General features: G+C 43.3%; 13 protein-coding genes and 1 tRNA gene. All 14 read right to left on the reverse strand.

Annotation, left to right across the window (positions count from 1 at the left end):
- Nucleotides 1-86 precede the first annotated feature (86 nt).
- Entirely contained in the window at nt 87-602 is a 516-nt protein-coding gene (locus CVV21_00845) for a hypothetical protein (protein PKL92923.1), read from the reverse strand.
- A complete protein-coding gene (locus tag CVV21_00850) occupies nt 574-792 on the reverse strand; it encodes a hypothetical protein (GenBank protein PKL92924.1) in 219 nt (72 codons plus the stop codon). Before CVV21_00850 ends, CVV21_00845 begins: the two co-directional genes overlap by 29 nt.
- A 39-nt stretch (nt 793-831) precedes the next feature.
- Nucleotides 832-906 (reverse strand) — tRNA-Gly (locus CVV21_00855).
- Between the two features lie 96 nt (nt 907-1,002).
- The gene (locus CVV21_00860; protein ID PKL92925.1) at nt 1,003-1,827 is read right to left on the reverse strand and encodes a hypothetical protein; all 825 of its coding nucleotides are present in this window, start codon (nt 1,825-1,827) and stop codon (nt 1,003-1,005) included.
- Between the two features lie 10 nt (nt 1,828-1,837).
- Complete coding sequence (locus CVV21_00865) at nt 1,838-2,662, reverse strand: AAA family ATPase (protein ID PKL92926.1); 825 nt, start codon at nt 2,660-2,662, stop codon at nt 1,838-1,840.
- A 99-nt stretch (nt 2,663-2,761) separates the two neighbouring features.
- Entirely contained in the window at nt 2,762-5,293 is a 2,532-nt protein-coding gene (locus CVV21_00870) for a hypothetical protein (GenBank protein ID PKL92927.1), read from the reverse strand.
- A 645-nt stretch (nt 5,294-5,938) separates the two neighbouring features.
- The gene (locus CVV21_00875; GenBank protein PKL92928.1) at nt 5,939-7,000 is read right to left on the reverse strand and encodes an epimerase; all 1,062 of its coding nucleotides are present in this window, start codon (nt 6,998-7,000) and stop codon (nt 5,939-5,941) included.
- Nucleotides 7,001-7,053: 53 nt separating this feature from the next.
- The gene (locus CVV21_00880; GenBank protein ID PKL92929.1) at nt 7,054-8,046 is read right to left on the reverse strand and encodes a hypothetical protein; all 993 of its coding nucleotides are present in this window, start codon (nt 8,044-8,046) and stop codon (nt 7,054-7,056) included.
- Nucleotides 8,043-9,179 (reverse strand): hypothetical protein, encoded by a 1,137-nt coding sequence (locus CVV21_00885; protein PKL92930.1) that lies wholly within the window; start codon nt 9,177-9,179, stop codon nt 8,043-8,045. The genes CVV21_00880 and CVV21_00885 overlap by 4 nt, the downstream gene beginning before the upstream one ends.
- Nucleotides 9,169-9,984 carry a hypothetical protein gene (locus CVV21_00890; protein ID PKL92931.1) on the reverse strand — a complete coding sequence of 272 codons (816 nt, stop codon included), beginning with the start codon at nt 9,982-9,984 and terminating at the stop codon, nt 9,169-9,171. Before CVV21_00890 ends, CVV21_00885 begins: the two co-directional genes overlap by 11 nt.
- A gap of 23 nt (nt 9,985-10,007) precedes the next feature.
- A complete protein-coding gene (locus tag CVV21_00895) occupies nt 10,008-11,192 on the reverse strand; it encodes an AAA family ATPase (GenBank protein ID PKL92932.1) in 1,185 nt (394 codons plus the stop codon).
- 249 nt (nt 11,193-11,441) lie between these two features.
- A complete protein-coding gene (locus CVV21_00900) occupies nt 11,442-11,879 on the reverse strand; it encodes a hypothetical protein (protein PKL92933.1) in 438 nt (145 codons plus the stop codon).
- A gap of 63 nt (nt 11,880-11,942) precedes the next feature.
- Nucleotides 11,943-12,755 carry a hypothetical protein gene (locus tag CVV21_00905; GenBank protein PKL92934.1) on the reverse strand — a complete coding sequence of 271 codons (813 nt, stop codon included), beginning with the start codon at nt 12,753-12,755 and terminating at the stop codon, nt 11,943-11,945.
- A gap of 661 nt (nt 12,756-13,416) precedes the next feature.
- Nucleotides 13,417-19,743 carry a hypothetical protein gene (locus CVV21_00910; GenBank protein PKL92935.1) on the reverse strand — a complete coding sequence of 2,109 codons (6,327 nt, stop codon included), beginning with the start codon at nt 19,741-19,743 and terminating at the stop codon, nt 13,417-13,419.
- Nucleotides 19,744-20,002: the final 259 nt, after the last annotated feature.

Raw genomic sequence — 20,002 nt, forward strand, 5'->3', positions numbered from 1 at the left:
TCGCCTGATTTATTACCGTCTAAAAAAAAGTAAAAAAGCCCCTATCTCACAAGAAGATAGAGGCTTTTTTATATTCCACATCCCGATTAATACTTTATAGGAAGCTTTTTCCTTGGTTCCGTGTGAGGTTCATAACGCGGTGTTTCTTTTGCTTTACCGACCGCATCATCTATAACATCATCAGAGAAGTTCTGATTTATTTCAAAGTTCTGCCTTGGATAAATCAAGTCCGGGTCTTCAATTAAAGCCTTATTGGCTTTATAAATAAGGGGCCACTTGAAAGAATCGCCGTAAATTTTGCTTTTGCCGGATATTCTCCAAAGGCTGTCGCCGCTGCTGACCCTGTATTTTGAAAGTTTTCCTGACTTGCTGCTTGCAACCTTAACGGGAGCAGGCGCTTCTTCTTCCTCTTCTTCTGCGTACTCTTCATCAGAAGGAGGGGGAGGTACATCTTCACTTTCTTCTTCAGCAGGCGGCGGAACATCGCTTTCCGCAAATTCGTCAGCAGGAGGAGGCATGTCATCGCTTGCAAAATCGTCTCCCGGCGGCGGCGGTATTTCATCCCCGCCAAAGTCATCTCCCGGGGNGAGGAGGCATGTCATCGCTTGCAAAATCGTCTCCCGGCGGCGGCGGTATTTCATCCCCGCCAAAGTCATCTCCCGGGGGTAAAAGTTCTTCATCCGCGTCCGGCGGTGGCGGAAGGTCAAAATCATCCGCTGCAACTAAAACAGTGTGAACATTAAGCATTACCAGTAATGAAAAAAGAAAAAACATAATCCCGAACCTTTTCATATAGGTCTCCCTCCTTAAATTGTTTTAAGGAATTTTTTATGGAGCGGGAAACGGGATTTGAACCCGCGACCCCCTCCTTGGCAAGGAGGTGCTCTACCACTGAGCTATTCCCGCTCTTCACAAAATTGTTCAATTATTATATATATATTTAACTTTATTGTCAAACTATTTTTGGCGTTCCCAAAAACGTCTTATATATAAGATAAAAACTTAAAGCTGCCTGGTAAATATGCCCTTTATCATTCCCATAAAGCTGCCCTTTTCACCTATAATTTTAGACAGTCCCTCAATTGATTTTTCAGCGCTCCTTTCCCCCATTTTTATCAGGTCTTCCTTTCTATGTATGTCAAACGGCCCTATTCCCACAATTTCCGGGGAAATTGTAAAATCCGCTTCGCCGCCCCTGCCTTCCCTTAGCTTAGTGCTGTTTATTATAGCCACCTGCCAGCTTCTCCACACCAGATTGAAAATATCCCTGTGTTTTGAAATATCAGTCCTGTTGCCCGCAAGCACATCAACTGCTATTACAAAATCCGCGCCTAATTCCCTTGCGGCTGCCACAGGCACATTATCTACAATTCCGCCGTCAACGCAGATGGTGCCCCCTATGGTAGCCGGGGTAAAGATTCCCGGAATGCTGCAGCTTGCCCTGATAGCGGGAGCAATAGGGCCTTCTTTAATTACATGCCCGGTTGCCGTTATAAGGTCAGTTACCACAGCTGCGAATTTTACCTTTGTATCCTGAATTTTTTTCACTTTAAAATGCTTATCTATAAAAGTTTCTATCTTATCAAGGTCTATAAGCCCTTCCTTGGGAATATTAAGGGAAGCAATATCGCTCCATTTTAATTCAAGGGCAATTTTTTCAAACTCTTCAACTGTAAGGCCTGACGCTATTCCTCCGCCTACAAGGCTTCCAACACTGGTACCGGTTATAATATCGGGTTTTATACCGTATTTTTCAAAAACTTTTAAAACCCCAATGTGAGCGTAACCATATGCGGCTCCCCCGCCCAATGCAAGTCCTATTTTCATAATTACCCCTTTAAATTTTTCTTTTTAACCCCAAATCCTGGCATACATGTTCTATTATTTCAAAATCTATTCTTTCCCTTTTCATCAGATACGCCTCTAACAGGGCGTTATCGCATATGGTGTTTATCAGGCGCGGAGTTCCGCCGGCGTATTCAAATATGGCATCCAGCGCCATGTCGGAAAAAATATCATTTTCATTTCCCGCTACTTTCATCCTGTGTTTTATATAATTTATTGTAGTGCCCCTTTCCAGTTTTCGCAGTTTAAACTTTATGGCTATTCTCTGCTCCAGCGGCGGGTCAAGCGCTATGTTCTGTTCCAGCTCCGGCATTCCTATAAGGACAAGGGTCAAAAGTTTTCTGCCCGGCACTTCAAGGTTTAAAAGCCCCCTGAATTCTTCAAAAATTTCCCTTGTTTTAAGCATGTTGGCTTCATCAATAAGAATAACAGCTTTCTTGCCTTCTTCGTAAAGGCCTAATAACCTTTGATACAGCTGAGGAAGAAGTTCTTCCTTTTTTTCCGCGGGATTCTTTATGCCTATCTGAAAAGCTATCCGTTTTAACAGCCAGGATGCCGTAATTTCCGAATGCACTATTACAAGCAGCGATTCCACAAATGAATCATCCGCTTCCAGTTTTTCAAGCACTTTCCTGGCAAGCAGGGTTTTACCCGCGCCAATTTCCCCCAGCATAACCACAAGGCCTTTCATGGTTTCGGCCGCATGCATTATTTTCACCATGGCTTCCTGATGCATCTCACTGTCATAATAAAACCTTGAATCAGGCGCGTTGGAAAAAGGCTGTTCTGTAAGTCCAAAATACTGTTCGTAGCTCAATGTAACCTCCGTAGGCCGGTAAAAATTTTTCACCGTGACTTAAAAGATAAAAGCATACCGCTTTCTGATATGCTTTTATCTTTTAAGCCGCATGGTTAATTATATGTATGAAACCTTGCTCTGTTTTTTTCCTGACTCGGCGCTTTCTTCTTTTTTGCCGTGGTGGTCGTGCCTTTTTAATATATCTTCAAGTTTAAGTTTGGCTTCCGCGTTATCCGGTTCTTTTAAAGCTATCTTTTTAAGTATCCTTTCAGCCTCTGCCATCAGCCCCTGTTTCATAAATATATCCGCCGCCATGACAGTCACAAAATCCAGCGCGCTTTCATCCGCTTCGGCGGCGCTTTGCCCGCGAGGGCTTTCTATGGAATCACGTTTTCTTTCTTCGTCAGCGGTCTTTTTTCTGTGTTCATCATCTTTCTTTTTAATGTCTTCTCTTTCTTTTATTGCGTTTTTCTCTTCTTCTTTTTTATTTCTGCCGGCTTCTTCATTTTTCTTCTTATTTTCCTCTTCTTCAGCCCTTTTCTTCTTATCTTCTTCCATTTTCTTTATAAGGTCCTGCTGCCGTTTCTTTACGTTTTCTTCTTCCTGCGCCCTTTTCTTTTTTTCGGATTCCAGTTCCGCAGTAAGTTCTTTCTGCTTTTTCTTTACCTCTTCCTCTTCTTTTCTCCTGTTATCTTCTTCTTTCTGCCTTTTTATTTCTTCTTCTTTTGCCGCGGCCTTTTCATCAACGGCCGGAGTTTCCGGTATTCCGGCATACTGAGAATATGCCGCGTTTAATTTTTTCTTTATCTGGGGATTTCCCGGGTCAAGCAGTATGGCTTTCTGAAAAAGCTCAATTCCTTCATCAAAAGAGCCGCTGTTAATAAATGTTTCCGCCATGGCTAAAAGAGCCGGAATATCCTCTTTTGTCTGTTCGTGCGCCGCGGCCGGCGTATAGTCTATCTTAACGTTTTCAATTGCATCAGAAGGCTTGATTTTTGGCATTATTACTTCCGGCGGCGCAGCAGCAACAGGCGGCAGATCAAAAACAGGCATTTCCTGCCGGATAAAAACAGGCGGCGCCTGTTTTTCAGGAACAGGTTCCACCGGCGGAGGCGCTGAAAATTGCACAGGCTCCGGAGCCCCTGATAATTTTTTAGCCCTGCTTATTATTTCTTTATTGGCCGGGTCATTTTCTTCCGCGTGTTTATACGCTTCCTGTGCCTTATCAGGCAGATTTTCTTTTGTATAAATGTCAGATATTTTAATAAATGTATCCGCTGCTTCTTTCTTTTTCTTCATAAGCAGGTAAGTATCCGCAAGTTTCTGCAGCACTTCAAGATTTTCCGCCTCTGTCGCAAGCACTTTATTTAAGACGCCTACCGCTTTATCATATTCCTGCTTTTTTGTATGTATATTGGAAATCATTACAAACTTTGCGACAGCTTCTTTTTTCTGCCCTTTATTAAGCATAAGCTGGGCTATCATTTCATGCGCTTCTGTATTTTCTTCTTCCGCTTTTATTATCTTGTTGTATATTGAAAGCGCCTCGTCGGTCTGCCCAAGGTCATTGTGGATATTGGCCATAATCTGAAGGGCCCCCACATGGTTGGCCTTGAATTTTAAAAGCATATCAAGTTCTTTTTTCGCTTCGTCATACACTTTCTTATGAAACAGGGCGGCGCCCTTAAAATAGTGCGCTTCTATGCTTTTAAACTCCACGGCTTTCTGCGCGTAAAATTCGGTGCGTTCAACATTCTGTTCTTTCCAGTAATATTCCGCCAGAAAAAGAAATTCCCTTTTGGCGTCGGAATCATTGCCTTCCCTTTCATAAATCTCCGCTATTTTTTCCCTTACTTCAATATTATCCGGCTGAATATCCATTATTTTCTGGTAAATGGGAAGGGCTTTTTTATACATCCTTTTATTAAAATATACTTCCACTATTTTTTCATAATAGACCAGCGACTCTTTTTTATCGCCCTTCTGCGCGTAAAGTTCGCCCAATTTCTGATAGGTATCAAGGCTTTCAGGGCTTATTTTTATAATTTCCTTATACGCTTCAATTGCCTTGTCTATTTCGCCGCTTTCAATAAGTTTGTCCGCTTCTGTGTGTTTTTTTATCATTATCTGGCGTTTTCTATCGCTGTCGTTTAATTTTGAAGAATCAAGCAGCCCTATTTTTTTATAAATTATCTGAGCCTTATCCGCCAGCCCCTGTTTTATGTGCGCTTCCGCGGCAATCATATATTCCTGATAGGCAAGCTCGTCTTCGTTCTTCTTTTTATATACATCCCCAAGCATATTGTGAGTTGTAAAATCGGTAGGGTCAAGCGCAAGCAGCTTTTTATACTCTACAATGGCTTTATCCCATCTGCCTTCCTGGGAATAAATCATAGCCATCTTTTTTATGTTTGCTTTATTATCTACCGCCATTTTTACCTCATAAAATAATATATATTCAGGCATGGTTATAACCATGCTAATGTTAAAAACTGACAAAAAACCTTCTATTGCGATTATATACCATGTAAAAGTCAAAGTAAAGCCAAAGAATTTTACCGTTAAACAGGAGGCTTGAATGCTTGGATGTTTAGATGCTTGGTAAAATCCTAAATCAACTGCCGCGCCCTGAAAGGACGCGCCTACCACTGCATATACCCAAACCCGGTAAAACAGAGGGACGGATGGTCGGATGCACGGAGGGACGGAAGTAAAGGCAAAAAAACAAATTTGAAAATTCGAAATTGGAAGATTAGAAGAAAACCACAGGGGTTGGGTGTGTTTTTTCAGTGCGTGCCGCCCTAACTCACTGTGTATGCGGCAGGAGCGGTTTAATGCTGCGCCGGCATATTCGGATGTGCCGCGGGCTCACAGTTGCCAATGACGTTAACACACCGGCGATTTCAAGTTTGTTTGCCTGCAAGAATACCAATTTGCGGCGCGTACTGAAAAAATATACCCAAGCCCGGTACGGCAGACGCTTGGAGACTTGGACGTTTAGATGCTTGGTAAAATCCTGAATCAACTGCCGCGCCCTAAAGGGACGCGCCTACCACTGCATATACCCAAACCCGGTAAAGCAGAGGGACGGATGGTCGGATGCACGGAGGGTCGGAAGTAAAGGCAATGATAAAACAAATATTGAAAATTCGAAATTGGAAAATTGGAAGGATAAACCCGGTAAAACAAAAGGACGGAAGAAAAATTAAACAACAAAAATACATTTCTTAATACAAAAACCCCTGAACAAAAAAGTATTATTATGTTCAGGGGTTTTTGTATTTATGTTTATTATTACTTATTCTTGTTTAACATCACCATAAATCCCTTAAACGGCGCCAGAATTCCCTGCTTCCATGCCACCCTGTGGGTTACCCCGCTTGCGCCTTTTACCTCTTTTTCGTGCTTTATATACCATTCGTAGGAGTGGACAAGGGCGTCTGCTTCGGTAAACTTTGGCGACCAGCCAAGCTTTGTTTCCGCTTTTTCTATTGATACAAAGGAATCCTTATGCGCGGTGCCGTATACCCATTTGTAAAGGGGCGATATGCGCAGCATCCAGAATATTTCAAGGAAAAATATCAAAAGCCCTGCCGGAGTTTTCATAACGCGTGATTTGGAACCCACCCTGCTGAAAAATTCTTCAAGGTATTGTTTTACAGGCGGCGTATTTTTAGCGCCCACGTTAAATGTGTCATTGGCGATTTCCGCGGGTTTTGTGAGCATAAGGTAAATTGCGTCCACCAGGTCCTGAACTTCAAGCAGTTCATACCTGTTATTGCCGTTGCCTATGCACGGGATAAGGGCGCCTGCTTCCACCCAGTCATACAGTATCTGAAAGACTCCAAGCCTTTCTGTACCGATAAAAGTCTTGGGCCTGACAACAGGAACTGTCATGCCTTTTGTCCTGTACTCTTCGCATATTTTTTCGGCTGTTATTTTTGTTTCGCCGTAAGGCCCTACGCCTATAAGCGGGTCTGTTTCAAAAAGCGGGTGCTTTTCCGGCACGCCGTAAACAGCTGTGGAGCTTACCTGTACCACCCTGTTGATATTGTTTGCTTTTGCCGCTTCAAGAACGTTTTTTATGCCGTCCACGTTGGTGGAATAGATATCTTTTTTGCTCCACAAAGGAAGCGCTGCCGCCGCGTTTACCACGGCGTCATAACCTTTAAAGGCCTCTTTTACAGCTTCAAAATCCCTTACATCAACTTTCTTATACTCCACATTTGCCGCGTACTCTTCTTTTCTGAATGTGTCAATGTCAAGCACAAGAATTTTTTCATATTTATCCGCAAGTTTTTTGCAGATGTGAAACCCTAAAAATCCCGCGCCGCCGGTCACAACAAGTTTTGCCATTTATTATTCCTCCTTTAATATGATGAATTATTATACAACACAAAAGCCCGTGTTTAAAGCCCTGATACAAGCTCCCCAATGTCGCCCACATATTCAAGCCCCGCGTTTTTGCCCGTACCTTCAAAAATCACTTCGCGGTTTTTGCCGGTTTTTCTGCCGAATGTAACTTTTAATTCTGACTGCAGGCTTTCTTTTATTTTTGTGGACATACCGCCAAAAGACGGCGCCGCCAACACAGCCCCGTCGGCACGTTTGCCGGTTACTTCCATAAAATATTTATTATCCTCTATTGTAAAATGAATATTGTGCTCGTCCGCTTTAAGCCCGATAATTTTTGCGCCCAGGTAAGTTGTAAACCTGTAAACTTTTCCGTCAAGATAAAACCCACACAAATACCCGGTAAAACTTTTTCCAAACCACGGGATTTTGGCTATTGATACAAATACGGATGCATTGGGCTTTTCAAAATGGTTGGACTGCGCCCATATCCATGATGACGGCATTGAAGTGCCCCAGTCTTTTTCCATGTAGCCGCGCCCGTTATTCATATCATACTCATGTCCGTTTACAGTAATTTTACCTTTGATAGCATGGTCAAAACCCATGATACCGTGGTAGCATTCCATCCTTGGCACAAAAGCGTACCACCCCATGGCGCCGGGCGACAGCAGTGACACAGGCCAGCCTGTCATTTCAGAATAGGACAGTTCGCCCTTTATAACAGCTTCCGGCGTTTCAATATCAAGCTTAATTCCCTGTTTTGTGAATTCAGATTTGCCTATATTTACTTTAAACTCTTTTTTATTATATTTAAATTCATCCGCGCCGTACCTGAAATAATAAGCGGACTTTTCCCTGGCATTAAAAAACTGTATGAAACTGTGCGTGTCGTTTTTATCCACGATAGAGATACCGGGAATAACCGCAATAGCGGACGAACTGTCAGCGCTTACGTTTTTATAATACCACCCTTCAAAGTAATGTTTTTTGCGGCTTATGCCCTGAAACATTTCGGGAGTGTAGAACCTTTTTAAAGCGTTTATCATGATTGGCTCACGGCTTTGCTATATATGACAGGCCATGACAGGGTTGACGTGAATTCCAGCGCGTTTTTAAGACAGATGGAATAAAAAGCGTCATCACTTAAAAGTTTTACGCATGAAGCTGCAAGCTCTTCCTTATTATATGCGCAGACAACCCCCATTGGGCGGCGCCGTACTTCCTCTGCCACCCACGGAACGTCTGTTATAACCATGGGCAGGCCGCAGGCAAGGTATTCTTTGGGTTTGGTAGGGTCAGCGTACCAGGTGTAGTTGTTCTTATCATCTATATACGGCGCGATGCTTATGCGGCGGTGCGGGATATATTTGAACAGTTCTGTGTGCTGCATAAGCCCAAGAAATTTGACATTTTTTTCAAGTTTAAGCTTTTTTGCCTGTTCTTTAAGGGCGTTTTCATAAGGCCCTGTTCCTATTATAAGCAGCTGAGCATCCGAAACCAGTTTTAATATTATTTCCATAGCGTCTATCATTAACTGCACGCCCTTGGTTTCATCAAGGTAGCTCATTAAGACCATTGTTTTTTCTTTAAGTTTTTCACTTTCCGAGAATTTATCCACTTTATCAAGTTCAACACCAACAGGCACAATCTGGAAATTATTCCCTTTAAGTTTAAACTTCTTTCTTTTGGCATCAGCCATGCGGTCAGACAGTATCCAGACCGTATCGCAGTATTTAAGGCAGATATAGTCCAGCGTTTCGTAGACAAAGTTAAAGACGGGATTTTTAAACCGTCTGTCCATATGGTCAATGACGTAATACCCGGTTTTTTTAGCCCTGCCGAAAAGTTTTAATATGACAGCAGACACCCCGTTTAAATTATCCACAGCCATAAAAAAATCACATTTATTTTTAAATCCATAATTCAGGTTAAAGAAAAAATCTTTTGTCCACTGAACCAGGAGATTCCCGCTTTTTTTATGCCCTGTTTTGGTTGTTTTCAGGACACCATTTTCATAAACTTCAGCTTTAGTACCTTCCAGCCCCGTGTAGGAAAAAGGGTGGGAGATAAAGGTAAAAGTGCACTCCTGCTGCTGAAGATAATTTCTAAGCGCCTGCACCGGCCCATAAACTTCCGTCACATGCCCCGCCTCTATCATATGTTTGCCTTTAATGTCCATTTGCACCCTTCCCCTTTATGTCTTTTTCTTTCACAAAATTCATAATACGCAAATATGATTCTTTGTTATAAAGATCTTCTATTTGTTCAACGAATCGTTCTGCAGTCGTTACATTGCCAGAAAAAAGAAGTTGACCAAACCATTGAAAAGGTTTTTCAACATCTTGCGTATTAGAATTTATATATTTTACCATTTCTTGAAAGACCTTTTCACTTGGGGGCCTTTCTTTCATCAAATCAAAAGCCAGAACATATTTTCCATTTCTATACGCATAAACAAGATCAGGATTTGGCCCGCACCACATACAACGATAATCACCCATATAAAAAGCGCTTTTGAATTTTATTTTCGCTGCCGGATTAAAATCAAACGGATTGATTTGTACTTTATCTATTCCGCCTCTAGAACGAATATTAAATATTTTCTTAAATTCCTTTCCCAATGTATATACGTTAAACTCATAACATCTATTTGGTATCTCAAAAATTATTTCAGGTTCCCCGTCATGATTAATATCTTTTCCTGCATAATAAGCATTTACCCGTCCATCTGTTGCATCTAAACCAAGATCTTCTCTGATATCCATAATTTTATTCCCATTTTTATAAATTATATAATTGTAAAATATAAAATCATGACTCAGTTCTGTTTTTTTAACTTCAATAAAATAATCCCTTATTTTGATACTTTTATCCAGTGTTTTGTAATTCGGGTTTTCAATTTTAATTAAGGACTCGTTCTTAAAAATAAATATAGCAAGCGCAACAATTGCAGTCATATAAAGAACTCTTATAAAAACCCTCATCACGCCTCCGCTTATAAAATTATTCATATCAATTCCTCTATGTCTATTTTAACAAACTCTTCAAAAGGTATTCCGCCTGTGCCTACCAGATATTTTTTGTCCGTGTTAAATTCTTTAGAGAACCTGTCAATACCCGGTGCTTTCTGCTTTTTCCTTCCGCTTTTAACCTCAATGGCCGCGGCTTTGCCTTTTTTTGCAAGCACAAAGTCCAGTTCGCTGCTTCCGTCTTCCCAGTAAAACAGCTCCAACCCTTTACCTTTAACCGAATTAAGCAGATGGGAACCAATGCAGCTTTCTGTCAGCCTGCCCCAGAATTCCGCGTCTGCCTTTGCCTCACTGAATTTTAATTTAGACTGCACTGTAATTAACGCATTGTCATATACCTGGAATTTCGGGCTGGAACCCCTTTGCCTGACTTTCTGTCCGGAGTATTTATTAAGCCCGCAAAGGATACCCGCGCCTGACAGCAGGTCCAGATAATGCGCAAGGGTTGTTGTGTTGCCTGCATCCTGCAGCTGCCCCATGATTTTTGTATAGGATAATACCTGCCCCGAGTAAGAGCATCCAAGTTCAAGCAGCCTGCGCAGCAGCGCCGGTTTATCAACCCTTGTCATCTGCAGTATGTCTTTGGAAACCGTAGTTTCTATAAGCGATTCAGAAATGTAAGAGCCCCATCTTGCGCTGTTATTTATAAGCGCGGCAGCACCGGGATAACCGCCGTAATATGTGTATTGGTCAAATGAAATTCCAAACGCACTGCTCATTTCTCCGAATGACCAGTGTGAAGCATGTAATACTTCAAAACGGCCTGCCAGGCTGTCGCCAAGCCCTTTTTGAATAAGCATTGAAGAAGAACCTAAAAGCAGCACATAAACAGAAGTTTTTGCCTTTGTATCTTCGTCCCACAGTTTTTTAACTGTTTCAGACCATCCCTGTATCTTCTGAATTTCATCTATTATAAGAAGCGCCTTTTTCCCGTTTTTACCCGCGGCGATTCTTGCGCTCTGCCACTGCTGTTCTATCCACGAAACAGATTTATATTCAGGCTCGTCACAGGAAACTGAATGTACGGGCATTTTAACGCTTTGGGCAAGCTGGGATGCAATTGTGGTCTTTCCCACCTGCCGCGGCCCGATAAGAACCTGCATAAAACGCCTTGGTTCAGCAAACCTTTTTAATAACTCCCCGAATATGGGCCTTTTATACATATTTATCTCCGTTTTACTCAATACGTTGAGTAGTTTTACTCAATGCTTTGAGTAATTTTACTCAATATATTGAGTAAAGTCAAGCCCTTAAAGCATCCTTCAAAACGCCCTGCCGCCTTTTATCTGTCAGAAAAAATACATACTTTTTCTGACAAAAAGTCAACCTATAATCATCCAGGCGGCAGTAAAACCAATCAAATATACGATATTTCTGACTTATATCCTGCATATTCATAAAACAATAAATCACTATTTGCAGTCAATTTTAAACAGCATAACTTTCTCAAAATCTTTAATAACTTTTTTGTTTATTATCTCAAATATGCATGGCTTTGATTTGCCCACATTTTTTGTCAGCCTAATTTTGTCCTTTGATTTACCGGAAATATCCAGTTTATATATTTGCCGCAGGTATTTTTGCGGGATATATACTGTTGCCTTCATATACCCTTTCCAGGCAGACATCCAGACTATTGTGCGCTTCTTTTTCTGAACCTTGCATAACCACGCCTTGCCGTCACGGTAATACCGCCATTCATGAACCATTTCGTGGCTGTTGAACAGTTCAATCAGTAGGGTATACGCCGTATACGATTTCCCGAGGATAGCTTTAAGCACTGCCTCATCCGGATATGTTTTTTCATCTGTAAGTTCTTTATTATTTATCGTTTCCACCCAAATTCCCATTCTTCTGCACGTATTTGAAAATACTATTAACTTCTATTTTTTATACCTGGAATCGATTTTTTATTACCGGATAAATTTTACGTCATCCATTTTAAAATCAAGCCACACGCTCATACCCTGCATAGGCGCTTCATATTGATAAGACCATGTCATAACACTCATTTCCTCAAATACCAGATTATTACTCAACGTCTCTCCTAAATCGTTGCGAAAATCACTAAGAGGTATTGTGACTATACCCCATGTCCCATTTAAATCTACAGGAACATAGTCAGCATGTATCGTATACATTGTACTGCTGGTCATAACGTTGTAATCATATATATACTTATATAGAACTACGCTGAATTTAAAATTACTTACAGAGGCTAAAGGCGTTACTTTGACAGCTAAAGCGAAACTCAGACTATTGTAAGTTCTAATATCCAGACCATTATCATCACCTTTTATAGTTGAAGTTGTTCTGACATATGTAGTTGTGCAATACCCGCGGTGTCCCCAGATAACTGAATTATTAATACCGGAGATATAATCAGATGCCCTCACCGTTGCAGTTGTATTAAGAGCATATGACCCATATATTGCTCCATCAAAAATATTTATTAACTTAACGCCTGTTCTTTCAGTAGCCGTCCATGTATTCAAAGAATCAGCAGTTATATTAGTCATTAAATTATTATCTTCAAAATCATCTATAACAAAAATATCCGGAAGCGGTGTAGGTGTCAGATTAATCAGACCTTCCGTTATTGGTTCCGGACTAATATGCCTTGAACACCCTATGGAGATAAGCACAAAACAAATTATAACAACAAATACTTTTACAAAACCACTGAATCTTATATTTACTTTACACTTGATAAAATTTGATTTCATAAAACCTCCATTGAAACATATAGGAACAGGGGTCAACCTTTGCGATAATCTATATTCCACAGATAATAACAAATAACCCTATCAGATCTTGAAAACATAAACTAAATCACATCAGACAGTTTCTTGTAGTTATTGCCCCTCAAATGATGCTTTTCCCCTTTATATTTTTACAACACCACATAAAAATATAATCAACTACCGCGGGCTAAAGACCCGCGTCTACCAGAACGATAAAATCGATACCAAAACCCGAGAACACAAAAACAGATATTTTCCATCACATAGAACAATGCCCTTTTTTCGCTATATTTGTTACCTTACCACACATAAATTAAAATTTCAATTCAGTAGTAATTACGGCGTAAATAGCTGCAGGCAGAAGGTTGTACTTTCAATATATGACACAGATTAACAGCACTTAAAAATCAAACTGCCCCGGGCTGAAGCCCGCGCCTACCAAAGCAAATACAAACCTGTTATTGGAAGCCAAAACAATAAATTACTAATACAAGAACCGGACAGCGCGGGAGCGCTATCCCTACAAATTCTAAAATATTTAAATACGAGACGTATCATGATACGTCTCTACGTTAAAAAATAAAAAACAACCAAAAAAAAAGCCCCGGGCGGATGCCCGGGGCTTTTTGATATAACTTAATTCTTAATTAAGAATCAGTATCACGAAGTTTTTGCTGTTCTCAACACCTTTTGATTTAATGCTTACTTTCAGCACATAGGTGCCTGCTGCAAGCTTATGGCCTGACGCGGACTTGCCGTCCCACTGTATTGAATGCTTGCCCGCGCACACATTGGAAATGCCGGTTACAACCTGCTTCCACATAAGCCTTCCCTGTGCTGTGTAAACCCCAAGGGTTACAACAGCATTCGGATCATCCACAGTCATTAATTTATTATCCGCTGACTGTGACTGTATCGCGCCGCCTTCAACAGTGTACTGCAGATATGTTGTCCCGCCGCTTACAGCCGGGTTGGGGTAGCTAAGCACGCTGCTTATGCTTGCTGTAAGGTTGGTGGTCTGCGCTGACGGTTCGTTTCCGTATACCAAGGCTCCGGAAACATAGGCTGTCATTCTGTCTGTACGCGCGTAAACCTGGCTTGAAGCAAAGCTCCAGTCATTTGACTGCAGCATAGAGCTCCAGTCTGTTTTGTTAAACCTTGCCTGAACTTCCGCGAATTCATTAGGCGCAAGCACTATCGAAGAATTAAACTTGAAGCTTATGTAGTAATTCTGGGTTCCCAGAGCTGTCTGCACGGCAGATACTGACATGTTCTGCGTGATGGTACTTCCCTGCGGAAGTTTTCCCGCCCAGTCAATGAAACCCTGAACCTGCTGTCCTGATGCCGAATCAGAGTTTATCCAGTACCTTACTTCCATTCCATTTAAGTTAAGCGCCGCGTTTCCGGTATTTACCACCCTGAATGAAGGGTGCGGGCTTGATACGTTTTCCGCATCCGAATTCTTAAGCATAATACTGAAGTTTGCCACCACAACCTGCGTGCTTGTTGCTGTAGGAGGTACTGCCGTGTTTGTGGCTGTTGATGTCGGAGGTACTAAAGTATTTGTCTTTGTTGCTGTCGGAGGTACTGATGTGTTTGTTGATGTTGCTGTCGGTGGTACCGATGTGTTTGTTGATGTGGATGTCGGAGGTACCGATGTGTTTGTCGATGTTGCCGTCGGAGGTACTGATGTGTTTGTAGATGTTGATGTCGGAGGTACTGATGTAGATGTGGATGTGGATGTGGATGTAGGCGGTATTATTGTGCCTGTTGATGTAGGCGGCACTTCTGTATTGGTAGCTGTGTTTGTCGGCGGTACTGATGTGTTTGTTGATGTGGATGTCGGAGGCACAGCCGTGTTTGTCGCGGTGTTCGTCGGTGTGTTGGTTGCGGTCTTTGTCGCTGTATTAGTTGCCGTATTGGTTGATGTGTTTGTGGCTGTCGGAGTGGCAGTTACAATTACAGGCTGCGGTATTATCTGAATAGCGCATACTTTCGCGTTATCCACAGCTGCCGGTCCAAATACAATAGTAATTTTTCCGCCGGCCGGCGCTATGTTGTTAAATACCATATCAACCGCTTTGTCCGCGCCTGCTGCCGCAAAGATATCATAATTTGCCATCACTTCTGTTCCGTTTACAGAGACATTAAAGCTGCGTGAACCTGCTGCCGTGAAATATGTCTCTGCCATCTTTAATGTCACCTGATAAGAACCCGCGGGTACATTAAACGTATACGTAAACGGATTGCCGTAACGTTCGCTCTGATACAGCGCCATGTCTGACGATGCAGGCAGCGCGCCTGAAACTGTTTTTGTGGTGCTGTACGCTGTTCCGCCGTCAAAGTTGGTGTCGGCTGACCACGTAAAGCCTTTGGAATCCACATACGCTGTTTCGCTTCCCGCAAGCACGCGCCATGTTGCGGCAGTTACAGGAGTTGCAGTTGCTGTAGCCGTTGCAGTTAAAGTTGCTGTTGCCGTTGCTGTCGCGGTTAAAACAGGCGTTGGTGTTGAAGCGCCCTGTTTTGCAAAAGTCAGGTCATCAACGTAGAAGTTTCCGGTGGTGGTATCTGTTTCCACAAAAAGCCTTGCCACCCTTAAAAGCCCGGTCCATGTAACATTCGCGGAACCGCTTACCTGGCTCCACTGCGTGCTGTTGGCCGCAGCCGAACCTAAGCTTATGTATTTTCCGCCTTCGTCGTCCTTTATGTAAAGTGTAAGTTTGGCGTTATCCGTGCCTGATGCAAGCCTTGCCCATGTGCTTGCGCTGTATGTGCCCTGCCCGTTCTGCAGCAGGTACCACAGTATATGCTGGCCTATGCCCTGATATGCCTGCGACCTGTTTGAAACCCTTGCGGACTTTGACCCGCTGTGGACTATTGATGTTTCTTCGGCTATCGCGCCGCCGGACATTTCATTGAAGCAGTATACGGAGCTTTCAAATCCGCCGTTGTAAATACCGTTTACGGGATTTAAACCAAGTACAGTCTGTATCGCGTAATACGCCGGCTTTTTATTATAATTCGTGTCAAAAATAAGCGCAGCGTCGGATGCTCCGTCGGTAAAGCCCGGTATCCAGGAATGTTTGTCGGTAAAGCCCCACAGGAACATTTTCTTTATATTCGGGTGAGTCATGGTAAAGAATGTCATATCAGCGTACGCCTTTGCCTGCGACTGCAGTTTTGCCGCGTCAACAGGAACCGGTATTGCCACGTCAAGTTCTGTTACGGTGATTTCCAGCCCAAGCGCGGTCAGCCTCTGCGCGTTTTCATAAATATCGTCGTTTAAACGCCAGCTGCTGCTTACATGGCACTGCCAGCCCACGCCGTCAATAGGCACGTTCTGTGCTTTTAAATTTTTAACCATATCGTAAATATAGTTTGATTTGCCGTTTAAACCTTCATTGCCGTAGTCATTGTAATAAAGTTTCGCGTTCGGGTCAGCTTCCCTTGCCCATCTGAAAGCGTTGGGGATGTAATCGCCAAGCTTCTGATACCAGAAGTCGTTGGAGCGGTAGCCGTAAGGCGCGCCGTCTGTTACGGCTTCGTTTACAACATCCCACTGATTCATCTTGCCCGCATACCTGGCTGATATTGTCTGAACATAGCTTTTAAGCATGTCGCTTACCTGAGCGCTGGTGTAATTTCCGGAACTCATCCAGCTTGGGACAACGGTGTAATAAACAAGCACGTGTCCCCTCATGTCCATATTATTTGCGTCTCTGAAATTCCTGTAATAATCTGTGGTTGTAAAATTATAGGAATAAGGAGCTGTCCACAGATACGCCTTAAATTCATTTTCTCCGCCAAGCCAGTTAAATTCTTTGGCAAGCGTGGTTCTGTATATGGTTTCACTCTGAAGCGGGCTGTTTGCCGCTTCCGCTCCAAACAGCATTCCCTTTGCCGCGGCAAGATCCCTTAATCCGCCTGTTACAACAGGAATTGTGGGTGTTCTTGTCGGTGTGGGTGAAGCAGTACCCTGCGTGTTTGTCGGTGTATTTGTCCTTGTGAATGTTGACGTAACCACAGCAGTGTTGGTTGGCGTTACAGCGCCGGACGGATAGAAACGGTATGTATAAATATTGAAAAGGTTGCCCGTGCCGCCCGTGAACTTAAAGAATATGTCTTTTACACCGGATAATCCGGTTACATTGCATGTAACGTTCTGCCATGTCTGCCATCCGCCTGTTACGGGAACAGCGCATGTGCCTGCAATTGTGCCTGTAATGCTGCCTACGCGTATTTCTATATTGCCGCCGGCACCCGCGCTTGCAACGCGTGCTTCAAAACTTGAAGCGCCTGTTCCAAAATCAAAATTCTTTACCTGAATCCAGTCGCCGTTTTCTATAAACCCTACATTTAACCCGCCTTCAGAACATGTTTCGGTCTGAATTCCGGATTCCTTTGCCATTGTAACCGCTTTATTTACAGCATACGGATTCACTAATTTAAGCGCGTTTACGCCCGTTGTGGTTGTTACCACTTTCTGTATGGTGCCGTCCGCGTTAAAATACATCCTGTCAAGCGCAACGCTTCTCTGATAAATTCCATTACAATTTCCAAGATTAGTGTTTGACAGCCTTCTTGTGTGATACGCTATGTACCAGTCATCACCTATATTAACAATTGAAGCGTGGTTGTTGTTGCCGCAGTTATCCGGCGGATTAGCCAGTATTGTTCCGCGGTGCGTAAAGCCCGTCATCGGATTGCTGCTGGTCATGTAGTCAATTGTCGCCGCAGGTGAAGCCGAAAAATCAGTTGAATACGAAAGATAATATATTCCGTTTCTCTTATTCATAAACGGCGCTTCAAAATACCTTGGCGCGTCTATAGTTACAGCCGAGCCGCTTATGCTTATCATATCCGCGTTAAGCTTTATTACCCTTAAATTGCCCGGCCCGCCGCCGCCAAAATACATGTATGCCTGGCCGTCGTCGTCAACAAATACTCCCGGGTCAAATACATATGTCATGCCGCTGCATCCGGGCGTGCTGCCTGTGATTATCGCGCGTCCTACCGGGTCTGTCCATGGGCCTGTCGGGGTTGTGCTTCTTACAACACCTATGCTTCCGCCGCCGTTGCCGTAATAAAGGTAATAATAGCCGTTCCTGTAAATCGCGGCAGGCGCGTATGTAAGGCCCGCCCATGTGGTGCTTGACGCCTTGAAAGTTTCGCCTTCGTCTGTCCAGTTTACAAGGTCATCTGAAGACATCAAAGTTACATCTGTTATGTCATAACCTGTTGCCCCGTCTTTATCGTGCGAATTGTAAATATACATCCTGCCGTTAAACCAGCAGGCATTGGGGTCTGCGGTGTATTTCTGATACATCAGCGGATTGCCGCCAAAGAGTGTGGTTATCGGCGTGTTTACCGGTGTAACCACAGTGGTAGGTGTATTGGTTGCGCCGCTCTGCACTGTAATTGTAAACGCCTGTGTGGATTTTGCACCGCACGCGTTTGTATATGTAGCGGTAAATACATTTGTTCCCAAGCTTAAAGGTATTGCTGTCAGCTCCCTTAAAGTGGATGTGAATCCGTTAGGGCCGGTCCAGCTCCATGTGCCGCCGGTTGTCGGCTGAGGCCCAAGGTTTACTGTTGCCGGAATAGAAGCAACCGTTGCACTGCTTGCCTGTGTCCACGCGCCGCCGTTAACCTGAAGATAAGGCGTTATAGCGGTTGCCGCGCACGGGGTATTTGTTGCCGTAGGGCCTACAGCGCTTGTCCCCACAAAAGAAACAATGCTGCGCGCCGGAAGCGTGTATGTGAATGTGTTGCCTGATACGGAAACCGCGGGCTGCGCCACAAGGTTTACGCTGGCGCTTGTAATCCACGGTGTTATGGATGTTACACTAACGCTGTTTAAAGCGAATGTCTGGCTGACAGAAGAAGAATTATTATTGATAGCCACAAAGACTATCTTTGAAGGGGACGAATTGTTTGTGTTCTTAAACGCGCTTACCTGCACGCCGGATGTGGGCGATGCTGTCGCGGCCATTCTGTAATATCCCGGCCTGATAAACTTGCTGTAACTTCCCAGCGCGTAAGCTTTTATATTGGGCTGGCCGTTCGTTATCATATCCTGAAGCCACCAGTAATGGAAAGCGTTCATGCTTGCGTTAACAAGGCATGTCTGTACCCATCCCGCCTGCTGCAATGCGCCGGAAATATCGGTAGTGTTGGCGGATATTTCAGTTTCCCAGAATTCCTGATTGGTAACCTGTGAAAAACCGTATGAAGAAAGCGGGTTTGGCATCGCGCCGTAAAGGTGCGTTCCAAGTATGCCCACATAAGACGCAGTTGTGGGGTTGTTCATGGCTGTCGCGGCCAGATTCATGCCGCCCGGGTTAATGGGTTCCGGTATCATAATCTTGGTTGTAAGCCCCGCTGCATTAAGCGCGCTTTTAAACGCGCGGACAAAAACTTCAAACTGACCGGCTGTCCAAAGGCATGATTCATAATCCGGGTTCCAGTTGGGTTCGTTCTGCGGCGATACTGCATAAAGGTCTATGCCGCGGCTTTTGGCGTATTGAATATATGAAACCAGATAATTTGCGTACCCGGTATCCGCCCAGTTAGGCGCTCCGGATTCCGCGCCAAGGAATTTGTTATTTGGCACATCTCCGTTTACATTATTATTTGCCTTGTACTCCGGCGGAGGAGACCATTCAGCAGCCCAGCAAAGCAGGTTTGAATAGGCAGCCTTAGCCGCTACAAGATTGTTTACTTCAGCGGTGTGATTTCCGTTTGGGTCTATCCTGGCCCTTAACGATGAAATCCCGATATGCCCGTTTACATTGTCATCGGCAAAAAGGGTTGTTGCATTCCCTCCTGCCAAACCATACCATGCGCTTGATACGCCAATGGCACGGATGTACTGATACGTGGTGCCTGCATCAACGGTACATGTACCCGCATGCAGAACCGGAACAAACAACATCAAAAGCACAACCAACAACATACTGACTTTTTTCATTTTCCGCTCCCCTTTACTTTTATTTTTGTTTCATCTCAATTATTTTTAGTCTCACTTTTATATGAACGTTCATATTTATTCCCTTAAAAAAACCTATTTGTATCTCCCTGTTATTTGCTGTATATGAACGTTCATACTTTAATACAAATTTACACCCATAAACCATGTTTGTCAAGAATTATTTTAAAAAAATTTGCTTTTCCCCAAAAACACCCGGAATATGGCTGTTTTACACTACAGAATTAAGTTTATTTTTTAT

The organism is Candidatus Goldiibacteriota bacterium HGW-Goldbacteria-1, from assembly GCA_002839855.1.
Classification (GTDB): Bacteria; Oederibacteriota; PGYV01; order PGYV01; family PGYV01; genus PGYV01.

Excerpts from the sequence above, each read along its gene's own strand:
- CVV21_00860 (PKL92925.1), bottom strand. The coding sequence starts at position 1,827 with ATGAAAATAGGACTTGCATTGGGCGGGGGAGCCGCATATGGTTACGCT.
- CVV21_00875 (PKL92928.1), bottom strand. The coding sequence starts at position 7,000 with ATGGCAAAACTTGTTGTGACCGGCGGCGCGGGATTTTTAGGGTTTCAC.
- CVV21_00880 (PKL92929.1), bottom strand. The coding sequence starts at position 8,046 with ATGATAAACGCTTTAAAAAGGTTCTACACTCCCGAAATGTTTCAGGGC.
- CVV21_00885 (PKL92930.1), bottom strand. The coding sequence starts at position 9,179 with ATGGACATTAAAGGCAAACATATGATAGAGGCGGGGCATGTGACGGAA.
- CVV21_00890 (PKL92931.1), bottom strand. The coding sequence starts at position 9,984 with ATGAGGGTTTTTATAAGAGTTCTTTATATGACTGCAATTGTTGCGCTT.
- CVV21_00895 (PKL92932.1), bottom strand. The coding sequence starts at position 11,192 with ATGTATAAAAGGCCCATATTCGGGGAGTTATTAAAAAGGTTTGCTGAA.
- CVV21_00900 (PKL92933.1), bottom strand. The coding sequence starts at position 11,879 with ATGGGAATTTGGGTGGAAACGATAAATAATAAAGAACTTACAGATGAA.
- CVV21_00905 (PKL92934.1), bottom strand. The coding sequence starts at position 12,755 with ATGAAATCAAATTTTATCAAGTGTAAAGTAAATATAAGATTCAGTGGT.
- CVV21_00910 (PKL92935.1), bottom strand. The coding sequence starts at position 19,743 with ATGAAAAAAGTCAGTATGTTGTTGGTTGTGCTTTTGATGTTGTTTGTT.